Source organism: Escherichia sp. 93.1518 (assembly GCF_013368915.2).
Taxonomy (GTDB): Bacteria; Pseudomonadota; Gammaproteobacteria; order Enterobacterales; family Enterobacteriaceae; genus Escherichia; species Escherichia ruysiae.
The window spans coordinates 1-19,847 of record NZ_JABWMT020000009.1 but is presented as its reverse complement, the minus strand read 5'-3'; the positions used below and the strand labels follow the sequence as shown (position 1 = coordinate 19,847).

Annotated in this window: 13 protein-coding genes; 11 read left to right on the top strand and 2 right to left on the bottom strand. The window is 48.9% G+C overall.

Annotation, left to right across the window (positions count from 1 at the left end; genetic code table 11):
- Positions 1 to 41: 41 nt before the first annotated feature.
- Complete coding sequence (trxB, locus tag HEN21_RS08490; protein ID WP_000537426.1) at positions 42 to 1,007, bottom strand: thioredoxin-disulfide reductase; 966 nt, start codon at positions 1,005 to 1,007, stop codon at positions 42 to 44.
- Positions 1,008 to 1,551: 544 nt separating this feature from the next.
- Between trxB and lrp the strand changes: the two genes are divergently transcribed.
- The 8 genes from lrp to HEN21_RS08450 all read left to right on the top strand — a co-directional run bounded on the left by lrp (position 1,552) and on the right by HEN21_RS08450 (position 13,891).
- Entirely contained in the window at positions 1,552 to 2,046 is a 495-nt protein-coding gene (gene lrp, locus HEN21_RS08485) for a leucine-responsive transcriptional regulator Lrp (RefSeq protein WP_000228473.1), read from the top strand.
- 134 nt (positions 2,047 to 2,180) lie between these two features.
- Positions 2,181 to 6,209, top strand: a complete 4,029-nt coding sequence (ftsK, locus tag HEN21_RS08480) for a DNA translocase FtsK (protein ID WP_107164583.1) — start codon at positions 2,181 to 2,183, stop codon at positions 6,207 to 6,209.
- A gap of 158 nt (positions 6,210 to 6,367) precedes the next feature.
- Positions 6,368 to 6,979 carry an outer membrane lipoprotein chaperone LolA gene (gene lolA, locus HEN21_RS08475; RefSeq protein WP_010352066.1) on the top strand — a complete coding sequence of 204 codons (612 nt, stop codon included), beginning with the start codon at positions 6,368 to 6,370 and terminating at the stop codon, positions 6,977 to 6,979.
- Between the two features lie 10 nt (positions 6,980 to 6,989).
- Entirely contained in the window at positions 6,990 to 8,333 is a 1,344-nt protein-coding gene (gene rarA, locus HEN21_RS08470) for a replication-associated recombination protein RarA (protein WP_000067772.1), read from the top strand.
- Positions 8,334 to 8,423: 90 nt separating this feature from the next.
- Complete coding sequence (gene serS, locus HEN21_RS08465) at positions 8,424 to 9,716, top strand: serine--tRNA ligase (protein ID WP_000886683.1); 1,293 nt, start codon at positions 8,424 to 8,426, stop codon at positions 9,714 to 9,716.
- A 237-nt stretch (positions 9,717 to 9,953) separates the two neighbouring features.
- Positions 9,954 to 12,398, top strand: coding sequence for a dimethylsulfoxide reductase subunit A (gene dmsA, locus HEN21_RS08460; protein ID WP_000850273.1), 2,445 nt, complete (start codon positions 9,954 to 9,956; stop codon positions 12,396 to 12,398).
- Between the two features lie 10 nt (positions 12,399 to 12,408).
- On the top strand, positions 12,409 to 13,026 hold the full coding sequence (gene dmsB, locus HEN21_RS08455) for a dimethylsulfoxide reductase iron-sulfur subunit DmsB (protein ID WP_000213098.1): 618 nt from the start codon (positions 12,409 to 12,411) through the stop codon (positions 13,024 to 13,026).
- Between the two features lies 1 nt (position 13,027).
- A complete protein-coding gene (locus HEN21_RS08450; RefSeq protein WP_000534710.1) occupies positions 13,028 to 13,891 on the top strand; it encodes a dimethyl sulfoxide reductase anchor subunit family protein in 864 nt (287 codons plus the stop codon).
- A 36-nt stretch (positions 13,892 to 13,927) separates the two neighbouring features.
- Here the strand turns inward: HEN21_RS08450 and ycaC are convergent, their stop codons facing one another.
- Complete coding sequence (gene ycaC, locus HEN21_RS08445; protein ID WP_000165876.1) at positions 13,928 to 14,554, bottom strand: isochorismate family cysteine hydrolase YcaC; 627 nt, start codon at positions 14,552 to 14,554, stop codon at positions 13,928 to 13,930.
- Between the two features lie 314 nt (positions 14,555 to 14,868).
- On the opposite strand from ycaC, the gene HEN21_RS08440 reads away from it, so the two are divergent.
- The 3 genes from HEN21_RS08440 to HEN21_RS08430 all read left to right on the top strand — a co-directional run.
- Complete coding sequence (locus tag HEN21_RS08440; RefSeq protein WP_000109306.1) at positions 14,869 to 16,017, top strand: MFS transporter; 1,149 nt, start codon at positions 14,869 to 14,871, stop codon at positions 16,015 to 16,017.
- Between the two features lie 207 nt (positions 16,018 to 16,224).
- The gene (locus HEN21_RS08435) at positions 16,225 to 17,655 is read left to right on the top strand and encodes an APC family permease (RefSeq protein ID WP_000918533.1); all 1,431 of its coding nucleotides are present in this window, start codon (positions 16,225 to 16,227) and stop codon (positions 17,653 to 17,655) included.
- 1,101 nt (positions 17,656 to 18,756) lie between these two features.
- On the top strand, positions 18,757 to 19,847 hold a 1,091-nt coding region (locus HEN21_RS08430; protein ID WP_183082906.1), incomplete at its 3' end, for a CHASE9 sensor domain-containing protein.

Below are 19,847 nucleotides of genomic sequence, written 5' to 3'. Positions count from 1 at the left end.
CATGGTGTCGCCTTCTTTACTTTTGTTACTGATTTGTAAAATTATTTTGCGTCAGCTAAACCGTCGAGGTAGCGTTCAGCATCCAGTGCCGCCATGCAGCCTGTACCGGCGGAAGTAATAGCCTGGCGATAAATATGATCCATCACGTCACCTGCGGCAAAGACGCCCGGAATGCTGGTCTGGGTGGCATTACCATGAATACCCGATTGTACTTTGATGTAGCCGTTTTCCAGTTCCAGTTGCCCTTCGAAAATGGCGGTATTCGGGCTGTGGCCGATAGCAACAAACAGACCGGCAACGTCGAGTGACTCGATGTTATCGCTGTTTTGCGTATCGCGAAGACGAACGCCAGTGACGCCCATCTGATCGCCGGTCACTTCTTCCAGCGTACGGTTGGTGTGCAGAATGATGTTGCCGTTCTCCACTTTATCCATCAGACGCTTAATCAGAATTTTTTCTGCGCGGAAAGTATCGCGGCGGTGAATCAGGTGTACTTCAGAAGCAATGTTAGACAGATACAATGCCTCTTCAACAGCGGTATTACCGCCGCCGATAACCGCAACCTTCTGATTACGGTAGAAGAATCCATCGCAGGTCGCACAGGCAGAAACCCCACGTCCTTTAAAGGCTTCTTCAGAGGGCAGGCCGAGATAGCGTGCAGAAGCTCCGGTAGCAATAATCAGCGCATCGCAGGTGTACTCGCCGCTGTCGCCAGACAGACGGAACGGACGATTCTGCAAATCCACTTTGTTGATGTGATCAAAGATGATTTCAGTTTCAAATTTGGTGGCATGTTCATGCATGCGTTCCATTAATAACGGACCGGTCAGATCGTTTGGATCGCCTGGCCAGTTTTCCACTTCCGTGGTGGTGGTCAGTTGGCCGCCTTTTTCCATGCCGGTAATCAGCACGGGTTGCAGGTTGGCGCGCGCCGCGTAGACAGCAGCGGTATATCCCGCCGGGCCTGAACCCAGGATAAGCAGTTTACTGTGTTTGGTCGTGCCCATGAGATCCCCATAGTTGTTGGCAGACAATGGGCAGGATTGTAGGGAATTTACAGACGTAAAAAAAGAGTATGACGATTTTGTTAACGATTTGTGCAATCGTCAGAAGCGATAAGCGTGTCAAATTCTTCGGTCATTATCACGCCTGCTACTTAATTTTTTCGGTTTATAAGCCGATTAAATGATGATTAAACGCGACTGTTAATGAATAACTGGCATGTTGTACTAAAAAACGATGTTTTGCTTTGACAATCACCTGGTGTTTTGCGAAAACATTCGAGGAAGAAAAAAACAGTATTCTTATATGCGCATAATCATGCATGTAAATACCATGTTTACCGTGCTAGTGAAATCTACGCATGGCGTGGACAGACGCCATTCGTGATGTCGATAGCGGCCTCCAGGCAACGGTCTTCTCACCGTAGACCCAGGCATTGCGCGCCGTGAATCTTAATGATTTCGGTCTATCGTGACGGGTAGCGACTCTGAACAGTGATGTTTTCAGGGTCAGACAGGAGTAGGGAAGGAATACAGAGAGACAATAATAATGGTAGATAGCAAGAAGCGCCCTGGCAAAGATCTCGACCGTATCGATCGTAACATTCTTAATGAGTTGCAAAAGGATGGGCGTATTTCTAACGTCGAGCTTTCTAAACGTGTGGGACTTTCCCCAACGCCATGCCTTGAGCGCGTGCGTCGGCTGGAAAGACAAGGGTTTATCCAGGGCTATACGGCACTGCTGAACCCGCATTATCTGGATGCATCACTTCTGGTATTCGTTGAGATTACTCTGAATCGTGGTGCTCCGGATGTGTTTGAACAATTCAATACCGCTGTACAAAAACTTGAAGAAATTCAGGAGTGTCATTTAGTATCTGGTGATTTCGACTACCTGTTGAAAACACGCGTGCCGGATATGTCAGCTTACCGTAAGCTGCTGGGGGAAACTCTGCTGCGTCTGCCTGGCGTCAATGACACACGGACATACGTTGTTATGGAAGAAGTCAAGCAGAGTAATCGTCTGGTTATTAAGACGCGCTAACACGGAACAGGTGCAAAATCGGCGTATTTTGATTACACTCCTGTTAATCCATACAGCAACAGTACTGGGGTAACCTGGTACTGTTGTCCGTTTTAGCATCGGGCAGGAAAAGCCTGTAACCTGGAGAGCCTTTCTTGAGCCAGGAATACACTGAAGACAAAGAAGTCACATTGACAAAGTTAAGCAGCGGGCGCCGACTTCTGGAGGCGTTGCTGATTCTTATTGTCCTGTTTGCCGTCTGGTTGATGGCAGCTTTATTGAGTTTTAACCCTTCGGATCCTAGCTGGTCGCAAACGGCCTGGCATGAGCCTATCCATAATTTAGGCGGGGCACCTGGTGCGTGGCTGGCCGATACCCTGTTCTTCATTTTTGGCGTGATGGCTTACACCATCCCCGTCATCATTGTCGGTGGCTGTTGGTTTGCGTGGCGTCATCAGACCAGCGACGAATACATTGATTATTTTGCCGTTTCGCTACGTATTATTGGCGTGCTGGCGCTCATCCTTACCTCCTGTGGTCTAGCAGCCATTAACGCCGACGATATCTGGTATTTTGCCTCCGGTGGCGTAATCGGTAGCTTATTAAGCACCACGTTGCAGCCTCTGCTACACAGCAGTGGGGGAACAATTGCGCTGCTTTGCGTCTGGGCAGCGGGCCTGACGCTGTTTACCGGCTGGTCCTGGGTGACTATTGCCGAAAAACTGGGCGGCTGGATTTTAAACATTCTCACCTTCGCCAGTAATCGTACCCGTCGCGATGATACCTGGGTCGATGAAGATGAGTATGACGATGACGAAGAGTACGAAGATGAAAACCACGGTAAACAGCATGAATCGCGCCGTGCTCGTATTCTTCGTGGCGCGTTAGCGCGTCGTAAACGCCTGGCGGAAAAATTCATTAATCCGATGGGGCGACAAACGGACGCTGCGTTGTTCTCCGGCAAGCGAATGGATGATGAAGAAGATGTTACCTACACTGCGCGCGGAGTAGCGGCCGATCCTGATGACGTCCTGTTTTCGGGCAATCGTGCAACGCAGCCAGAATATGACGAATACGATCCTTTATTAAATGGTGCGCCGATTACCGAGCCTGTCGCTGCCGCAGCGGCTGCAACCACGGCGACGCAAAGCTGGGCCGCGCCGGTTGAACCTGTTACTCAGACGCCGCCTGTTGCCTCTGTTAATGTTCCACCTGCGCAACCTACTGTAGCTTGGCAGCCTGTACCGGGGCCGCAAACGGGCGAGCCGGTTATTACTCCTGCAGCGGAAGGTTACCCACAGCAGCCACAATATGCGCAGCCTGCGGTGCAATATAATGAGCCGCTGCAACAGCCTGTACCGCCACAGCAGTCATACTATACGCCTGCAGCGGAACAACCGGTTCAACAGCCGTATTATACATCTGCACCGGAACAGCCGGTGGCAGGTAACGCCTGGCAAGCCGAAGAGACGCAATCCACTTTTGCTCCACAGCCTACATACCAGGCGGAGCAAACTTACCCGCAGCCAGCCGTTCAGGAGCCGTTGTACCAACAGCCGCAACCTGTTGAACAGCAGCCTGTCGCGACACCGGAGCCTGTTGTAGAAGAGACAAAGCCTGCGCGTCCGCCGCTTTACTATTTTGAAGAAGTGGAAGAGAAGCGTGCCCGTGAACGTGAACAACTTGCGGCCTGGTATCAACCAATTCCTGAACCGGTTAAGGAACCAGAACCGATCAAATCTTCGCTGAAAGCACCTTCTGTTGCAGCAGTACCTCCAGTAGAAGCCGCTGCCGCTGTTTCACCGCTGGCATCGGGCGTGAAAAAAGCGACCCTGGCGACGGGAGCCGCAGCGACGGTTGCTGCGCCTGTTTTCAGCCTGGCAAATAGCGGTGCGCCGCGTCCGCAAGTGAAAGAGGGCATTGGCCCGCAGTTACCTCGACCGAAGCGTATCCGCGTACCAACACGTCGTGAACTGGCGTCATATGGCATTAAGCTGCCATCGCAGAGAGCGGCGGAAGAGAAGGCTCGTGAAGCGCAGCGCAACCAGTACGATGCTGGCGGGCAGTATAACGATGATGAAATCGATGCGATGCAGCAGGATGAACTGGCACGTCAGTTCGCCCAGACACAGCAGCAACGCTATGGCGAACAGTATCAACATGATGTGCCCGTAAACGCAGAAGATGCAGATGCTGCGGCAGAGGCTGAGCTGGCTCGTCAGTTTGCCCAGACTCAGCAGCAGCGTTATTCCGGTGAACAACCGACTGGGGCGAATCCGTTCTCGCTGGATGATTTCGAATTTTCACCGATGAAAGCGTTAGTGGATGATGGTCCACACGAGCCGCTGTTTACGCCAATTGTTGAACCTGTTCAACAGCCGCAGCAACCAGTCGTGCCGCAGCCGCAATATCAACAGCCGCAGCGATCGGTAGTGCCGCAGCCGCAGTATCAACAGCCGCAGCAACCGGTAGCACCGCAGCAGCACTATCAGCAGCCGCAGCAACCGGTAGCGCCACAGCCGCAGTATCAGCAGCCGCAACAACCGGTAGCGCCACAGCAGCACTATCAACAGCCGCAACAACCGGTAGCGCCGCAGCCGCAGTATCAGCAGCCGCATCAACCGACGGCACCACAGCCGCAGGATACCCTGCTTCATCCGCTGTTAATGCGCAATGGCGACAGTCGTCCGTTACACAAACCGACGACGCCGTTGCCTTCTCTGGATTTGCTGACGCCGCCGCCGAGCGAAGTGGAACCCGTAGATACCTTTGCGCTTGAACAAATGGCGCGTCTGGTAGAGGCGCGCCTGGCTGACTTCCGCATTAAAGCCGATGTCGTCAACTATTCTCCGGGGCCAGTTATCACTCGCTTTGAGCTGAACCTGGCACCGGGCGTAAAAGCTGCGCGTATTTCTAACTTGTCACGTGACCTGGCCCGTTCGCTATCAACTGTGGCGGTTCGTGTCGTTGAAGTTATTCCGGGTAAACCTTACGTAGGTCTGGAGTTACCTAACAAAAAACGCCAAACCGTTTACCTGCGCGAAGTGCTGGACAACGCTAAGTTCCGCGATAACCCATCGCCATTAACGATAGTGCTGGGTAAAGATATCGCTGGCGATCCGGTCGTTGCCGATCTGGCAAAAATGCCGCACTTGTTGGTTGCGGGGACTACCGGTTCCGGTAAGTCTGTCGGTGTGAACGCCATGATTCTGAGTATGCTCTATAAAGCGCAGCCGGAAGATGTGCGTTTCATTATGATCGATCCGAAAATGCTCGAGCTTTCAGTTTATGAAGGTATCCCGCACCTGTTAACGGAAGTCGTGACCGACATGAAAGATGCTGCCAACGCTTTACGCTGGTGCGTCAACGAAATGGAGCGTCGATATAAACTGATGTCGGCTTTGGGTGTACGTAACCTGGCGGGTTATAACGAAAAAATTGCTGAAGCTGACCGTATGATGCGCCCAATACCAGACCCGTACTGGAAACCGGGCGACAGTATGGATGCTCAGCATCCGGTGCTGAAAAAAGAGCCTTATATTGTTGTTCTGGTGGACGAATTTGCCGACCTGATGATGACGGTGGGTAAAAAAGTGGAAGAGCTGATTGCACGTCTGGCGCAAAAAGCCCGTGCCGCAGGAATCCACCTCGTACTGGCAACGCAACGCCCATCAGTTGATGTTATTACTGGTCTGATTAAAGCGAATATTCCAACTCGTATCGCCTTTACGGTATCCAGTAAGATTGACTCGCGTACCATTCTTGATCAGGCTGGTGCCGAATCGTTACTGGGAATGGGCGATATGCTCTACTCCGGGCCGAACTCCACCATGCCGGTACGTGTTCATGGTGCCTTTGTTCGCGATCAGGAAGTTCATGCCGTGGTGCAGGACTGGAAAGCGCGTGGTCGTCCGCAGTATGTCGATGGCATCACTTCCGACAGTGAAAGTGAAGGTGGAGCCGGTGGTTTCGATGGCGCAGAAGAGCTGGATCCGTTGTTCGATCAGGCGGTGCAGTTCGTCACTGAAAAACGCAAAGCGTCAATTTCAGGCGTACAGCGTCAGTTCCGCATTGGTTATAACCGTGCGGCGCGTATTATCGAACAGATGGAAGCGCAGGGGATCGTCAGCGAACAGGGTCACAACGGTAATCGTGAAGTGCTGGCTCCACCGCCGTTTGACTGATTAGGGCATTGTAGGCCGGATAAGACGCGATAGCGTCGCATCCGGCACACTATCAACTGAAAATTCAGTATTTTCTTCTTTCCTCAAGCTGATTATTAGCCTGGAATAGAGAGTAGAGGGAACTCCCGTTTGGGAGTGACGTAATTTGAGGAACCATGATGAAAAAAATTGCCATCACCTGTGTATTACTCTCAAGCTTTGTGGCGAGCAGCGTTTGGGCTGATGCCGCAAGCGATCTGAAAAGCCGCCTGGATAAAGTCAGCAGCTTCCATGCCAGCTTCACGCAAAAAGTGACTGACGGTAGCGGCGCTGCAGTACAGGAAGGTCAGGGCGATCTGTGGGTGAAACGTCCTAACTTGTTCAACTGGCATATGACTCAACCTGATGAAAGCATTTTGGTTTCTGACGGTAAAACACTGTGGTTCTATAACCCGTTCGTTGAGCAGGCTACGGCAACCTGGCTGAAAGATGCTACCGGTAATACGCCGTTTATGCTGATTGCCCGCAACCAGTCCAGCGACTGGCAGCAGTACAACATCAAACAGAATGGTGATGACTTTATCCTCACGCCGAAAACCAGCAATGGCAATCTGAAGCAATTCACCATTAATGTGGGGCGTGATGGTACGATCCATCAGTTCAGTGCGGTGGAGCAGGACGATCAGCGCAGCAGTTATCAGTTAAAGTCCCAGCAGAATGGCGTTGTGGATGCAGCGAAATTTACCTTCACCCCGCCGCAAGGCGTAACGGTAGATGACCAACGTAAGTAGAGGCACCTGAGTGAGCAATCTGTCGCTCGATTTTTCGGATAATACTTTTCAACCTCTGGCCGCGCGTATGCGGCCAGAAAATTTAGCACAGTATATCGGTCAGCAACATTTGCTGGCTGCGGGGAAGCCGTTGCCGCGTGCTATTGAAGCCGGGCACCTGCATTCTATGATCCTCTGGGGGCCGCCAGGTACGGGTAAAACGACCCTTGCCGAAGTGATCGCCCGCTACGCAAACGCTGATGTGGAACGTATTTCTGCCGTTACCTCTGGTGTGAAAGAGATTCGCGAGGCGATCGAGCGGGCGCGGCAGAACCGCAACGCCGGACGCCGCACCATTCTGTTTGTCGACGAAGTGCACCGCTTCAACAAGAGCCAGCAGGATGCTTTTCTACCGCATATTGAAGATGGCACCATCACTTTCATTGGCGCGACGACTGAAAACCCCTCGTTTGAGCTTAATTCGGCGCTGCTTTCCCGTGCCCGCGTTTATCTGCTGAAATCCTTGACGACCGAGGATATTGAGCGAGTACTTACTCAGGCAATGGAAGACAAAACGCGTGGCTATGGCGGGCAGGATATTGTTCTGCCAGATGAAACACGCCGTGCGATTGCTGAACTGGTGAATGGTGACGCGCGCCGGGCGTTGAATACGCTGGAAATGATGGCGGATATGGCCGAAATCGATGGCAGCGGCAAACGTGTTCTAAAGCCTGAATTACTGACAGAAATCGCCGGTGAGCGTAGCGCCCGCTTTGATAACAAAGGCGATCGCTTTTACGATCTGATTTCCGCGCTGCATAAATCTGTGCGTGGTAGTGCACCCGATGCGGCGCTGTACTGGTATGCGCGCATTATTACTGCTGGTGGTGATCCGTTATATGTCGCGCGTCGCTGCCTGGCGATAGCGTCGGAAGATGTCGGTAATGCTGATCCACGTGCGATGCAGGTAGCGATTGCTGCCTGGGATTGCTTTACCCGCGTTGGTCCGGCAGAAGGCGAACGCGCCATTGCCCAGGCGATTGTTTACCTGGCCTGTGCACCAAAAAGTAACGCTGTGTATACCGCGTTTAAAGCCGCGCTGGCCGATGCTCGCGAACGTCCGGATTATGACGTGCCGGTTCATTTGCGTAATGCGCCGACAAAATTAATGAAGGAAATGGGCTACGGGCAGGAATATCGTTACGCTCATGATGAAGCAAACGCTTATGCTGCCGGTGAGGTTTACTTCCCGCCGGAAATAGCACAAACACGCTATTATTTCCCGACAAACAGGGGGCTGGAAGGCAAGATTGGCGAAAAGCTCGCCTGGCTGGCTGAACAGGATCAAAATAGCCCCATAAAACGCTACCGTTAATGTTATCGTTGCGGTAATGTTGTTACTGTATCCCTGTGGTCGCAGGCTGTGGCCACATCTCCCATTTAATTCGATAAGCACAGGATAAGCATGCTCGATCCCAATCTGCTGCGTAATGAGCCAGACGCAGTCGCTGAAAAACTGGCACGCCGGGGCTTTAAGCTGGATGTAGATAAGCTGGGCGCTCTTGAAGAGCGTCGTAAAGTATTGCAGGTAAAAACGGAAAACCTGCAAGCGGAGCGTAACTCCCGATCGAAATCCATTGGCCAGGCGAAAGCGCGCGGGGAAGATATCGAGCCTTTACGTCTGGAAGTGAACAAACTGGGCGAAGAGCTGGATGCAGCAAAAGCCGAGCTGGATGCTTTACAGGCTGAAATTCGCGATATCGCGCTAACCATCCCTAACCTGCCTGCAGATGAAGTGCCGGTAGGTAAAGACGAAAATGACAACGTTGAAGTCAGCCGCTGGGGTACCCCGCGTGAGTTTGACTTTGAAGTTCGTGACCATGTGACGCTGGGTGAAATGCACTCTGGCCTCGACTTTGCAGCCGCAGTTAAGTTGACCGGTTCCCGCTTTGTGGTAATGAAAGGGCAGATTGCTCGCATGCACCGCGCACTGTCGCAGTTTATGCTGGATCTGCATACCGAACAGCATGGCTACAGTGAGAACTATGTTCCGTACCTGGTTAACCAGGACACGCTGTACGGTACGGGTCAGCTGCCGAAATTTGCTGGCGATCTGTTCCATACTCGTCCGCTGGAAGAAGAAGCAGACACCAGTAACTACGCGTTGATCCCAACGGCAGAAGTTCCGCTGACCAACCTGGTTCGCGGTGAAATCATTGATGAAGATGACCTGCCGATTAAGATGACCGCCCATACTCCATGCTTCCGTTCTGAAGCCGGTTCTTATGGTCGTGATACCCGTGGTCTGATCCGTATGCACCAGTTCGACAAAGTTGAAATGGTTCAGATCGTGCGCCCGGAAGACTCTATGGCGGCGCTGGAAGAGATGACCGGTCATGCAGAAAAAGTCCTGCAACTGTTGGGTCTGCCGTACCGTAAAATCATCCTTTGCACTGGCGACATGGGCTTTGGCGCTTGCAAAACGTACGACCTGGAAGTATGGATCCCGGCGCAGAACACCTACCGCGAAATTTCTTCCTGCTCTAATGTCTGGGACTTCCAGGCGCGTCGTATGCAGGCACGCTGCCGCAGCAAGTCTGACAAGAAAACCCGTCTGGTGCATACCCTGAACGGCTCCGGTCTGGCTGTTGGCCGTACGCTAGTTGCGGTAATGGAAAACTACCAGCAGGCCGATGGTCGTATTGAAGTACCAGAAGTTCTGCGTCCATACATGAACGGACTGGAATATATTGGCTAATACCCAATTTTTCTGAATCTAAAAAGCGCCTGCGGGCGCTTTTTTTGTCTCCCTTTGATACCAAACAATAATTACTCGTTACTTAAGCGCAATACTACTTACGAGTGAAAATCTACCTATCCCGTTGATTTTCAAATCATTCGATGTATACAAACCTATATAGCGCCAGCTATAAAAATAATTACACAATACGGTTTGTTACTGGAATTAATCGTGAGCAAGCTTGAGTGAGCCATTATGAAAACGAAAATCCCTGATGCGGTATTGGCTGCTGAGGTGAGTCGCCGTGGTTTGGTTAAAACGACAGCGATCGGTGGCCTGGCGATGGCCAGCAGTGCATTAACATTACCTTTTAGTCGAATAGCGCACGCTGTCGATAACGCCATTGCGGCAAATTCTGACGAGAAGGTTATCTGGAGCGCATGTACAGTTAACTGCGGTAGCCGCTGCCCACTGCGAATGCATGTCGTGGACGGTGAAATCAAATACGTCGAAACGGATAATACCGGTGATGACAATTACGACGGCCTGCATCAGGTACGCGCCTGTCTGCGTGGGCGTTCGATGCGTCGTCGCGTTTATAACCCAGATCGCCTGAAATATCCGATGAAACGCGTCGGGGCGCGCGGTGAAGGCAAATTCGAGCGTATTAGCTGGGAAGAAGCCTACGACATTATCGCTACTAATATGCAGCGACTGATTAAAGAGTACGGTAACGAATCCATCTATCTGAACTATGGCACCGGTACGCTGGGCGGCACAATGACCCGTTCCTGGCCACCGGGAAATACCCTGGTCGCGCGCCTGATGAACTGCTGCGGCGGTTATCTGAACCATTATGGTGATTATTCCTCCGCGCAAATTGCAGAAGGGCTGAACTATACCTATGGTGGCTGGGCGGATGGCAACAGCCCGTCAGATATCGAAAACAGTAAGCTGGTGGTGCTGTTTGGTAATAACCCGGGCGAAACGCGAATGAGCGGTGGCGGGGTAACTTATTACCTTGAACAGGCTCGTCAGAAATCAAATGCCCGCATGATCATCATCGATCCGCGCTATACCGACACCGGTGCCGGGCGTGAAGATGAGTGGATCCCGATTCGTCCGGGGACAGATGCCGCACTGGTTAACGGTCTGGCGTACGTCATGATCACCGAAAATCTGGTTGATCAGGAATTCCTCGATAAATATTGCGTTGGCTACGACGAGAAAACCCTGCCAGCCAGTGCGCCGAAAAATGGTCACTACAAAGCCTATATTCTGGGTGAAGGGGCAGACGGCGTTGCCAAAACGCCGGAATGGGCATCGCAAATCACTGGCGTTCCGGCAGACAAAATCATCAAACTGGCACGTGAAATCGGCAGTACCAAACCGGCGTTTATCAGCCAGGGGTGGGGGCCGCAGCGTCACGCTAATGGTGAAATCGCTACTCGAGCTATCTCAATGCTGGCAATTCTGACCGGCAACGTCGGGATTAACGGTGGTAACAGCGGCGCGCGCGAAGGTTCATACAGCTTACCGTTTGTGCGGATGCCGACTCTCGAAAACCCGATCCAGACCAGCATTTCCATGTTTATGTGGACCGATGCCATTGAACGTGGCCCGGAAATGACGGCGCTGCGTGATGGTGTTCGCGGGAAAGATAAGCTGGATGTGCCGATCAAGATGATCTGGAACTATGCCGGTAACTGCCTGATTAACCAGCATTCAGAAATTAACCGTACCCATGAAATCCTTCAGGATGATAAGAAGTGTGAGCTGATTGTGGTTATCGACTGCCACATGACATCATCCGCGAAATACGCTGATATCCTGCTGCCGGACTGCACCGCTTCCGAACAGATGGACTTTGCGCTGGATGCATCCTGCGGGAATATGTCTTACGTGATTTTCAACGATCAGGTGATTAAACCGCGCTTTGAATGTAAGACCATCTATGAAATGACCAGCGAACTGGCAAAACGTCTTGGCGTTGAGCAACAGTTTACGGAAGGTCGTACTCAGGAAGAGTGGATGCGTCACCTGTATGCGCAGTCGCGGGAAGCGATCCCTGAGTTGCCGACCTTTGAAGAGTTCCGCAAGCAGGGGATCTTTAAAAAGCGCGACCCACAAGGGCATCACGTTGCTTATAAAGCCTTCCGTGAAGATCCGCAGGCTAATCCACTGACCACGCCATCGGGCAAAATTGAGATCTATTCCCAGGCGCTGGCTGACATTGCCGCTACCTGGGAATTGCCGGAAGGCGACGTGATCGATCCACTGCCGATCTACACGCCAGGTTTTGAAAGTTATCAGGATCCGCTGAACAAACAGTATCCGCTGCAACTTACAGGTTTCCACTATAAATCTCGCGTTCACTCCACCTACGGCAACGTAGACGTGCTGAAAGCGGCTTGCCGCCAGGAAATGTGGATCAACCCGCTTGATGCGCAAAAACGCGGTATCAGCAACGGCGATAAAGTTAGGATCTTTAACGATCGTGGTGAAGTTCATATTGAGGCGAAAGTGACGCCACGAATGATGCCGGGTGTGGTCGCACTGGGCGAAGGCGCCTGGTATGACCCGGATGCAAAACGTGTCGATAAGGGCGGTTGTATCAACGTACTGACCACTCAACGTCCGTCTCCTCTCGCCAAGGGGAATCCGTCGCATACAAACCTTGTTCAGGTTGAAAAGGTGTAAGGAGTAACCGATGACAACCCAGTATGGATTTTTTATTGATTCCAGCCGTTGCACCGGTTGCAAAACCTGCGAACTGGCTTGTAAAGACTACAAAGATTTGACGCCAGAAGTCAGCTTCCGCCGCATTTATGAATATGCTGGCGGCGACTGGCAGGAGGATAACGGTGTCTGGCATCAAAACGTGTTTGCCTACTATCTCTCGATTTCATGCAATCATTGCGAAGATCCGGCGTGTACCAAAGTCTGCCCGAGCGGTGCGATGCATAAACGTGAAGATGGTTTTGTCGTTGTTGATGAAGATGTGTGCATCGGCTGTCGTTACTGCCATATGGCTTGCCCGTATGGCGCACCGCAGTATAACGAAACCAAAGGGCATATGACCAAATGCGATGGTTGCTATGACCGTGTCGCGGAAGGTAAAAAGCCGATCTGCGTCGAATCTTGCCCGCTGCGGGCGCTGGATTTCGGCCCCATCGACGAGCTGCGTAAAAAACACGGCGATCTGGCGGCCGTTGCGCCATTGCCACGAGCGCACTTTACCAAACCGAATATTGTGATCAAACCTAACGCCAACAGCCGCCCAACCGGGGATACCACTGGCTATCTGGCAAATCCGAAGGAGGTGTGAGATGGGAAGTGGATGGCATGAATGGCCGTTGATGATCTTCACGGTCTTCGGGCAGTGCGTCGTGGGCGGTTTTATCGTTCTGGCATTCGCCTTGTTGAAAGGCGAGCTTCGGGCCGATACCCAACAGCGGGTGATTACCTGTATGTTTGGCTTGTGGGTACTGATGGGCATTGGCTTTATCGCCTCAATGCTTCACCTTGGCTCACCCATGCGCGCTTTTAACTCACTCAACCGGGTTGGCTCTTCGGCATTGAGTAACGAAATCGCCAGTGGTTCGATCTTTTTTGCCGTAGGTGGCATCGGCTGGTTGTTGGCAGTGCTGAAAAAGCTGTCACCGGCATTACGCACGCTGTGGCTGGTGGTGACGATGATTCTCGGCGTGGTGTTTGTCTGGATGATGGTGCGAGTTTATAACAGCATCGATACCGTACCGACCTGGTACAGCATCTGGACACCGATGGGTTTCTTCCTGACTATGTTTATGGGAGGCCCGCTGCTGGGATATTTGTTACTGCGTCTGGCGGGGGTTAATGGTTGGGTGATGCGTTTACTTCCGGCCATTTCAGTGCTGGCGCTGGTGGTGAGCGGTGTAATGTCTGTAATGCAGGGGGCTGAACTCGCTACGATTCACTCTTCTGTACAGCAGGCAGCGGCGTTAGTGCCGGATTACGGTGCGCTGATGGCCTGGCGGATTGTGCTTATCGCCGTGGCACTGTGCTTGTGGATTGTACCGCAGTTAAAAGGTTCTCAGCCTGCGGTATCGCTGCTTTCCGTGTCATTCATCCTGCTTCTGGCTGGTGAGTTAATCGGGCGCGGCGTGTTCTACGGGTTGCATATGACTGTAGGGATGGCCGTTGCCAGCTAAGATGTTTATAACCGGGGTCTCGGCCCCGGTTTTCTTTTATTTCTGTTTCGTTAAGGTGTCATAACTGGTCATCAAATTACGATAATCAGGAATGTGGTTAGAGAACAGCGTCGCCAGACCTTCGATATCGTTGCGCCAGTCACGGTGCAGTTCGCAGGCGACACCAAACCACGTCATCAATTGTGCCCCTGCTTGTGACATACGATCCCATGCCGAATGCCGGGTAATTTCGTTAAAGGTTCCTGACGCGTCAGTCACCACAAAGACATCGAAACCTTCTTCAATCGCCGAAAGTGCCGGGAATGCTACGCAAACTTCGGTGACCACTCCGGCGATAATCAACTGCTTTTTACCTGTCGCCTTGACCGCTTTAACAAAATCTTCGTTATCCCAGGCGTTAATATTTCCCGGACGGGCAATATACGGTGCATCCGGGAACTGTGCTTTCAGTTCAGGGACCAATGGGCCGTTAGGACCGGTTTCAAAACTGGTAGTAAGAATGGTGGGTAGATTGAAATATTTGGCTAAGTCACCCAGCGCCAGCACGTTATTTTTAAATTTGTCAGGTTCAATATCCCGCACGAGGGAAAGTAAACCGGCCTGGTGATCAACTAACAAAACAGCAGCATCATTTTTATCGAGACGAACATACGGTTTGGTCATTCTCTTCTCCTTTCGAGAGTCAGTGGTACGCCTGAAATCGTTCAGACGCGATGCGTTGCCCTGAAAGCATAGACGGGAAATTCAGGTTTGCAGTGACCATGAAATTTTTCGACTGAACTAAACATATGAACGTTATGTTAGATCAATAAAAACAATTAGATGAGACTGATTATCTTTTCGTTATTAGTGTTATGAATGAGTAATATAAATCGATAATACAGCCGCTGCGTTATGTACGTATTTTCACCCATTGACAATGTTTTTGGCGGTGGCATGATGCGCATGAAATTTGAACTTCCTCACGGTTTTCATTCATGTCCACGTATACCCGGCCTGTCATGCTTTTGCTGTCTGGCCTACTTTTGTTGACTCTGGCGATCGCGGTGTTAAATACACTCGTGCCGCTATGGCTCGCCCAGGTACACTTGCCCACATGGCAGGTCGGCGTCGTCAGTTCGTCTTATTTTACCGGCAACCTGGTCGGTACTTTACTGACAGGGTATGTCATTAAACGCTTTGGGTTTAATCGCAGCTATTACCTTGCTTCCTTTATTTTTGCTGCGGGTTGTGCCGGGCTTGGCTTGATGATTGGTTTCTGGAGCTGGTTAGCCTGGCGTTTCGTCGCAGGCGTTGGTTGCGCCATGATTTGGGTGGTGGTAGAAAGCGCGCTGATGTGCAGCGGTACGTCACGTAACCGTGGGCGGTTACTTGCCGCCTATATGATGGTTTATTACGTGGGGACGTTTTTAGGTCAGTTACTGCTCAGTAAAGTTTCAACAGAGTTGATGAGCGTATTGCCGTGGGCTACAGGGTTGACCCTGGCAGGGATCTTGCCGCTGCTGTTTACTCGTATCGTGAATCAGCAGGCTGAGAACCATGCTTCGACGCCAATTACGTCAATGCTAAAACTTCGTCAGGCGCGGCTTGGCGTGAACGGCTGTATTATCTCGGGAATCGTTCTGGGTTCTTTGTATGGCCTGATGCCGCTGTACCTCAATCATAAAGGGATTAGCAACGCCAGCATTGGCTTCTGGATGGCGGTTCTGGTTAGTGCTGGTATCCTTGGGCAATGGCCAATTGGTCGTCTGGCAGATAAATTTGGTCGCCTGCTGGTACTACGCGTTCAGGTATTTGTCGTCATTCTCGGTAGCATTGCGATGTTAAGTCAGGCGGCAATGGCACCTGCGTTGTTCATCCTCGGTGCAGCCGGTTTTACGCTCTATCCGGTGGCGATGGCCTGGGCTTGCGAGAAAGTTGAACATCATCAGCTGGTGGCAATGAATCAGGCGTTATTGTTAAGCTATACCGTCGGTAGTCTGCTTGGCCCGTCTTTTACTGCCATGTTAATGCAGAATTTCTCTGATAATCTGCTGTTTATCATGATCGCCAGTGTGTCGTTTATTTATTTACTCATGCTGCTTCGTAACGCCGGTCATACACCAAAACCCGTTGCTCACGTGTAAATGAATGAGTGCAGAGTGTGAACTGCCTGTTTCGCACTCTGTTTTTTGTTTCCTCTGTACAACTATTTTTTAGCAAATTTTATTCGTAAAAAAATAAAGTGTGCAGCAGGTTATAATTTTGCATTCCGCTATTTCCGCACGTCTTGTTTGCCGCGCATAATTCCTCGTTTTCTAAATATCCATTAAATATTGGCGAAGGATCGATCTATGGCTGGGAACGTTCAGGAAAAACAGTTGCGATGGTACAACATTGCTTTGATGTCATTTATTACCGTTTGGGGCTTTGGCAACGTTGTAAATAACTATGCCAACCAGGGACTGGTGGTTGTTTTTTCATGGGTATTTATTTTTGCGCTCTATTTCACACCTTATGCCCTGATTGTCGGCCAGTTAGGTTCGACCTTTAAAGACGGGAGAGGGGGCGTTAGTACCTGGATTAAACATACCATGGGGCCAGGGCTGGCTTACCTTGCAGCATGGACCTACTGGGTGGTGCATATTCCTTATTTGGCACAAAAACCGCAGGCAATACTGATCGCGCTCGGTTGGGCGATGAAAGGCGATGGTTCGTTAATCAAAGAATATTCGGTCGTAGCGTTACAGGGGTTAACGCTGGTGCTGTTTATCTTCTTTATGTGGGTTGCCTCCCGAGGCATGAAGTCACTGAAAATTGTTGGTTCTGTGGCAGGGATTGCAATGTTTGTCATGTCGCTCCTTTATGTGGCGATGGCGGTAACCGCGCCTGCGATTACTGAAGTGCATATTGCGACTACTAACATTACCTGGGAAACATTCATACCACATATCGATTTCACCTACATTACCACCATTTCAATGCTGGTTTTTGCGGTTGGTGGTGCTGAGAAGATTTCTCCTTACGTTAACCAAACACGCAACCCAGGAAAAGAATTTCCAAAAGGGATGTTGTGTCTGGCGGGGATGGTAGCAGTATGTGCGATTCTCGGCTCACTGGCGATGGGGATGATGTTTGACTCGCGTAATATTCCCGATGATTTGATGACTAACGGTCAGTATTACGCCTTCCAGAAGCTGGGGGAGTATTACAATATGGGTAATACCTTAATGGTGATTTATGCCATTGCGAACACTCTGGGGCAAGTTGCCGCACTGGTATTTTCGATTGATGCACCGCTTAAAGTGTTATTAGGCGATGCCGACAGCAAATATATTCCTGCCAGTTTATGTCGTACCAACGCTTCCGGTACGCCCGTGAATGGCTATTTTCTGACTCTGGTGCTGGTGGCGATCCTGATTATGCTCCCGACTCTCGGCATCGGTGATATGAACAATCTCTATAAATGGCTGTTGAATCTTAACTCGGTAGTGATGCCACTGCGTTATTTGTGGGTATTTGTTGCGTTTATTGCTGTCGTTCGCCTGGCGCAGAAATATAAACCAGAGTATGTCTTTATTCGTAATAAGTCGCTGGCAATGACCGTTGGGATTTGGTGTTTTGCCTTTACCGCGTTTGCCTGCCTGACAGGAATCTTCCCGAAAATGGAAGCCTTCACTGCAGAGTGGACATTCCAACTGGCACTGAACATTACTACGCCATTTGTCCTCGTTGGACTGGGGCTGATATTCCCGCTGCTCGCACGTAAAGCGAATATAAAATAGTCATCATGCCCCGGTTCTCCGGGGCTATGATATTAAATAGATTAAAATTAGAGCAGGTCTGCCAAGGCAAAAGTTAAGTTTTTCTTAAGGGATGAAAGAATATAAACGCTGCCGTGATAATACAAATTTTAGTTATCGGAGACCTTTATTTTTAGATATGGTGATAGTTTTAATTATTGGTTATTTTGCAAGTTATTATTTGGAGCTCTGGAGTAAACTCTTGCGCATCGTAATAACATGATTTTTACGGCTAAATTTTCAACAAAGAGTGGTAATGTAAACTCGGATTTTTTGATCTGTATCAATAAATTTGCACGTTGCTAATTATGGTTAAATTTTCTGAGAATGATTGCAATTATTGTTTGGTTATGCAGATGGTATATTGATTTCTTGGTGCAATATTCTGGTAAAGCTATATTTTATAGGATTTTAATCCAACAAGAATCATCTCCCGACAGAATCTTCTCATACCTGGTGTAGTTCACAGTCTTTTGTTTTAAAAATAAAATAGTGCTCTAATGTTGCATCTATTGTTTTATCGAACGTGTACTCCTGAAAATATTTATCTGTTAGGTTGATGGACAAATTACAGCCCTGGCAGTGAAATTTTCGCGATCACTTTCTGACTAAATTTTACTTTAAGGTTACTGATTAATATATTTTGGGCTAAGAGAGTCGTATTACACATGTCTTGAATAAGATAAATAAACAGAATGGATTACTGATAATAGATGCTAATACCTCTTTTGGATAATTATAGAGTAGATGTCACAACTCGGCAGGATGTGCTAGTTGTGTTGTTATAGGGTAATTTTTTCATATCTAAATTATTTCGTTGCAAATTTAACGAAAGGCGGTAGCGTGGATGAAAGATACAAAAATGAGCATTACATATAACAATATTGTTCTGGTTAAAATAAGAAGCATGATAATCACTTGTGGAAATTAAGAAAAAATCAATCTTCTCATCATGACATATTTGTTATATGGGAATAATGAAATTAAGAAAGTCATAAAGAGAAGGGTAACATCGTCTAATATACAGAACTTTATACGATATTATATTAAAGCAATTGATAACATTTTAGTCAGAACACCAGTATGTATAGCATTACCGAAAAATTAAACTCAAGATTTAACACTGCGGTTATATTAGCTGTTACTGTCTATATTGTCTTGTCATTTATTACCGCAATTGATTTCCATAAAAAAATAGCAGAAAACTCTTCACGGATTAACCTTATACTCATCAATAACAATTTGAATAATTTTTTTTCTAAAGTTGAAAAAGAGGCTGATGCATTAAAAGATGCAATTTATCTGTTAAATGATGAAGATGAGATAAAGCGAGCAGTCCTTCATCGCATGAAAAAAATAGATGCGGTTAATTTAGTGGGGATAATGCTCAATAATGGAAGCTATCTTAGCTTTATTCGAGCGGAGAATGGTGAGGTAAAATTCCTGGGAAAATCAGAACCCGGTAAACCTTTTATTGGGGACGATGGTAATAGTAGCGATAACTACTTTAACCCGGAATCACGTCCCTGGAATAAATTACCGGCAGGGACTTATTCAAAATGGTCACCATGGTATAATTGTTATGGTATTGCCGGAAAAAAATGTTTTTCATTTTCTCTACGACCATCCGAAGAAGAAAAAGATTCATTTGCTCTGAAGTTAATACATCTGGATCTTGATGAAAGATATTTCAGTAATTTTTTAAATAAACTAGGTGGTGATGCTGATATTCTATTCATGGAACAAAATAAAAGGATTATGGTAGGTAATGAAAAATCAATGTTACATCTTATTGTCCGCGAGTCATCGGGAAGTTATAACATAAGTAATAATAGTGGCAACTATATAGACAATATTATCTCACTCCCCAGGCTTCCTGATGTCAGATTCCATTACTTTTACTATCAAAAAGCAGAAGATGCAAACATCAATAAATATTTTACATTGATGTTTTTATGTGGCTTGGTTTGTTTTTGTTTATTATGGTATATCGTTGAAAAAATAACAAAAAAAATTAAAGGCGAATCCAGCAAACTAATAGAACATCTGAAAAAATTAGCTAATTCAGTATATCGCAACGACACAATTGATATTGTGCAAAATGATAGTAGCGAGATTGTTGAACTCAAAAAAATCATTAATAATATCAGTTATAAATACAAGGAGCGTATGGA

Bases quoted from the DNA above. Each gene is read 5' to 3' on its own strand.
- trxB (WP_000537426.1), bottom strand. From the start codon at position 1,007: ATGGGCACGACCAAACACAGTAAACTGCTTATCCTGGGTTCAGGCCCG.
- lrp (WP_000228473.1), top strand. From the start codon at position 1,552: ATGGTAGATAGCAAGAAGCGCCCTGGCAAAGATCTCGACCGTATCGAT.
- lolA (WP_010352066.1), top strand. From the start codon at position 6,368: ATGAAAAAAATTGCCATCACCTGTGTATTACTCTCAAGCTTTGTGGCG.
- serS (WP_000886683.1), top strand. From the start codon at position 8,424: ATGCTCGATCCCAATCTGCTGCGTAATGAGCCAGACGCAGTCGCTGAA.
- dmsA (WP_000850273.1), top strand. From the start codon at position 9,954: ATGAAAACGAAAATCCCTGATGCGGTATTGGCTGCTGAGGTGAGTCGC.
- dmsB (WP_000213098.1), top strand. From the start codon at position 12,409: ATGACAACCCAGTATGGATTTTTTATTGATTCCAGCCGTTGCACCGGT.
- HEN21_RS08450 (WP_000534710.1), top strand. From the start codon at position 13,028: ATGGGAAGTGGATGGCATGAATGGCCGTTGATGATCTTCACGGTCTTC.
- ycaC (WP_000165876.1), bottom strand. From the start codon at position 14,554: ATGACCAAACCGTATGTTCGTCTCGATAAAAATGATGCTGCTGTTTTG.
- HEN21_RS08440 (WP_000109306.1), top strand. From the start codon at position 14,869: ATGTCCACGTATACCCGGCCTGTCATGCTTTTGCTGTCTGGCCTACTT.
- HEN21_RS08435 (WP_000918533.1), top strand. From the start codon at position 16,225: ATGGCTGGGAACGTTCAGGAAAAACAGTTGCGATGGTACAACATTGCT.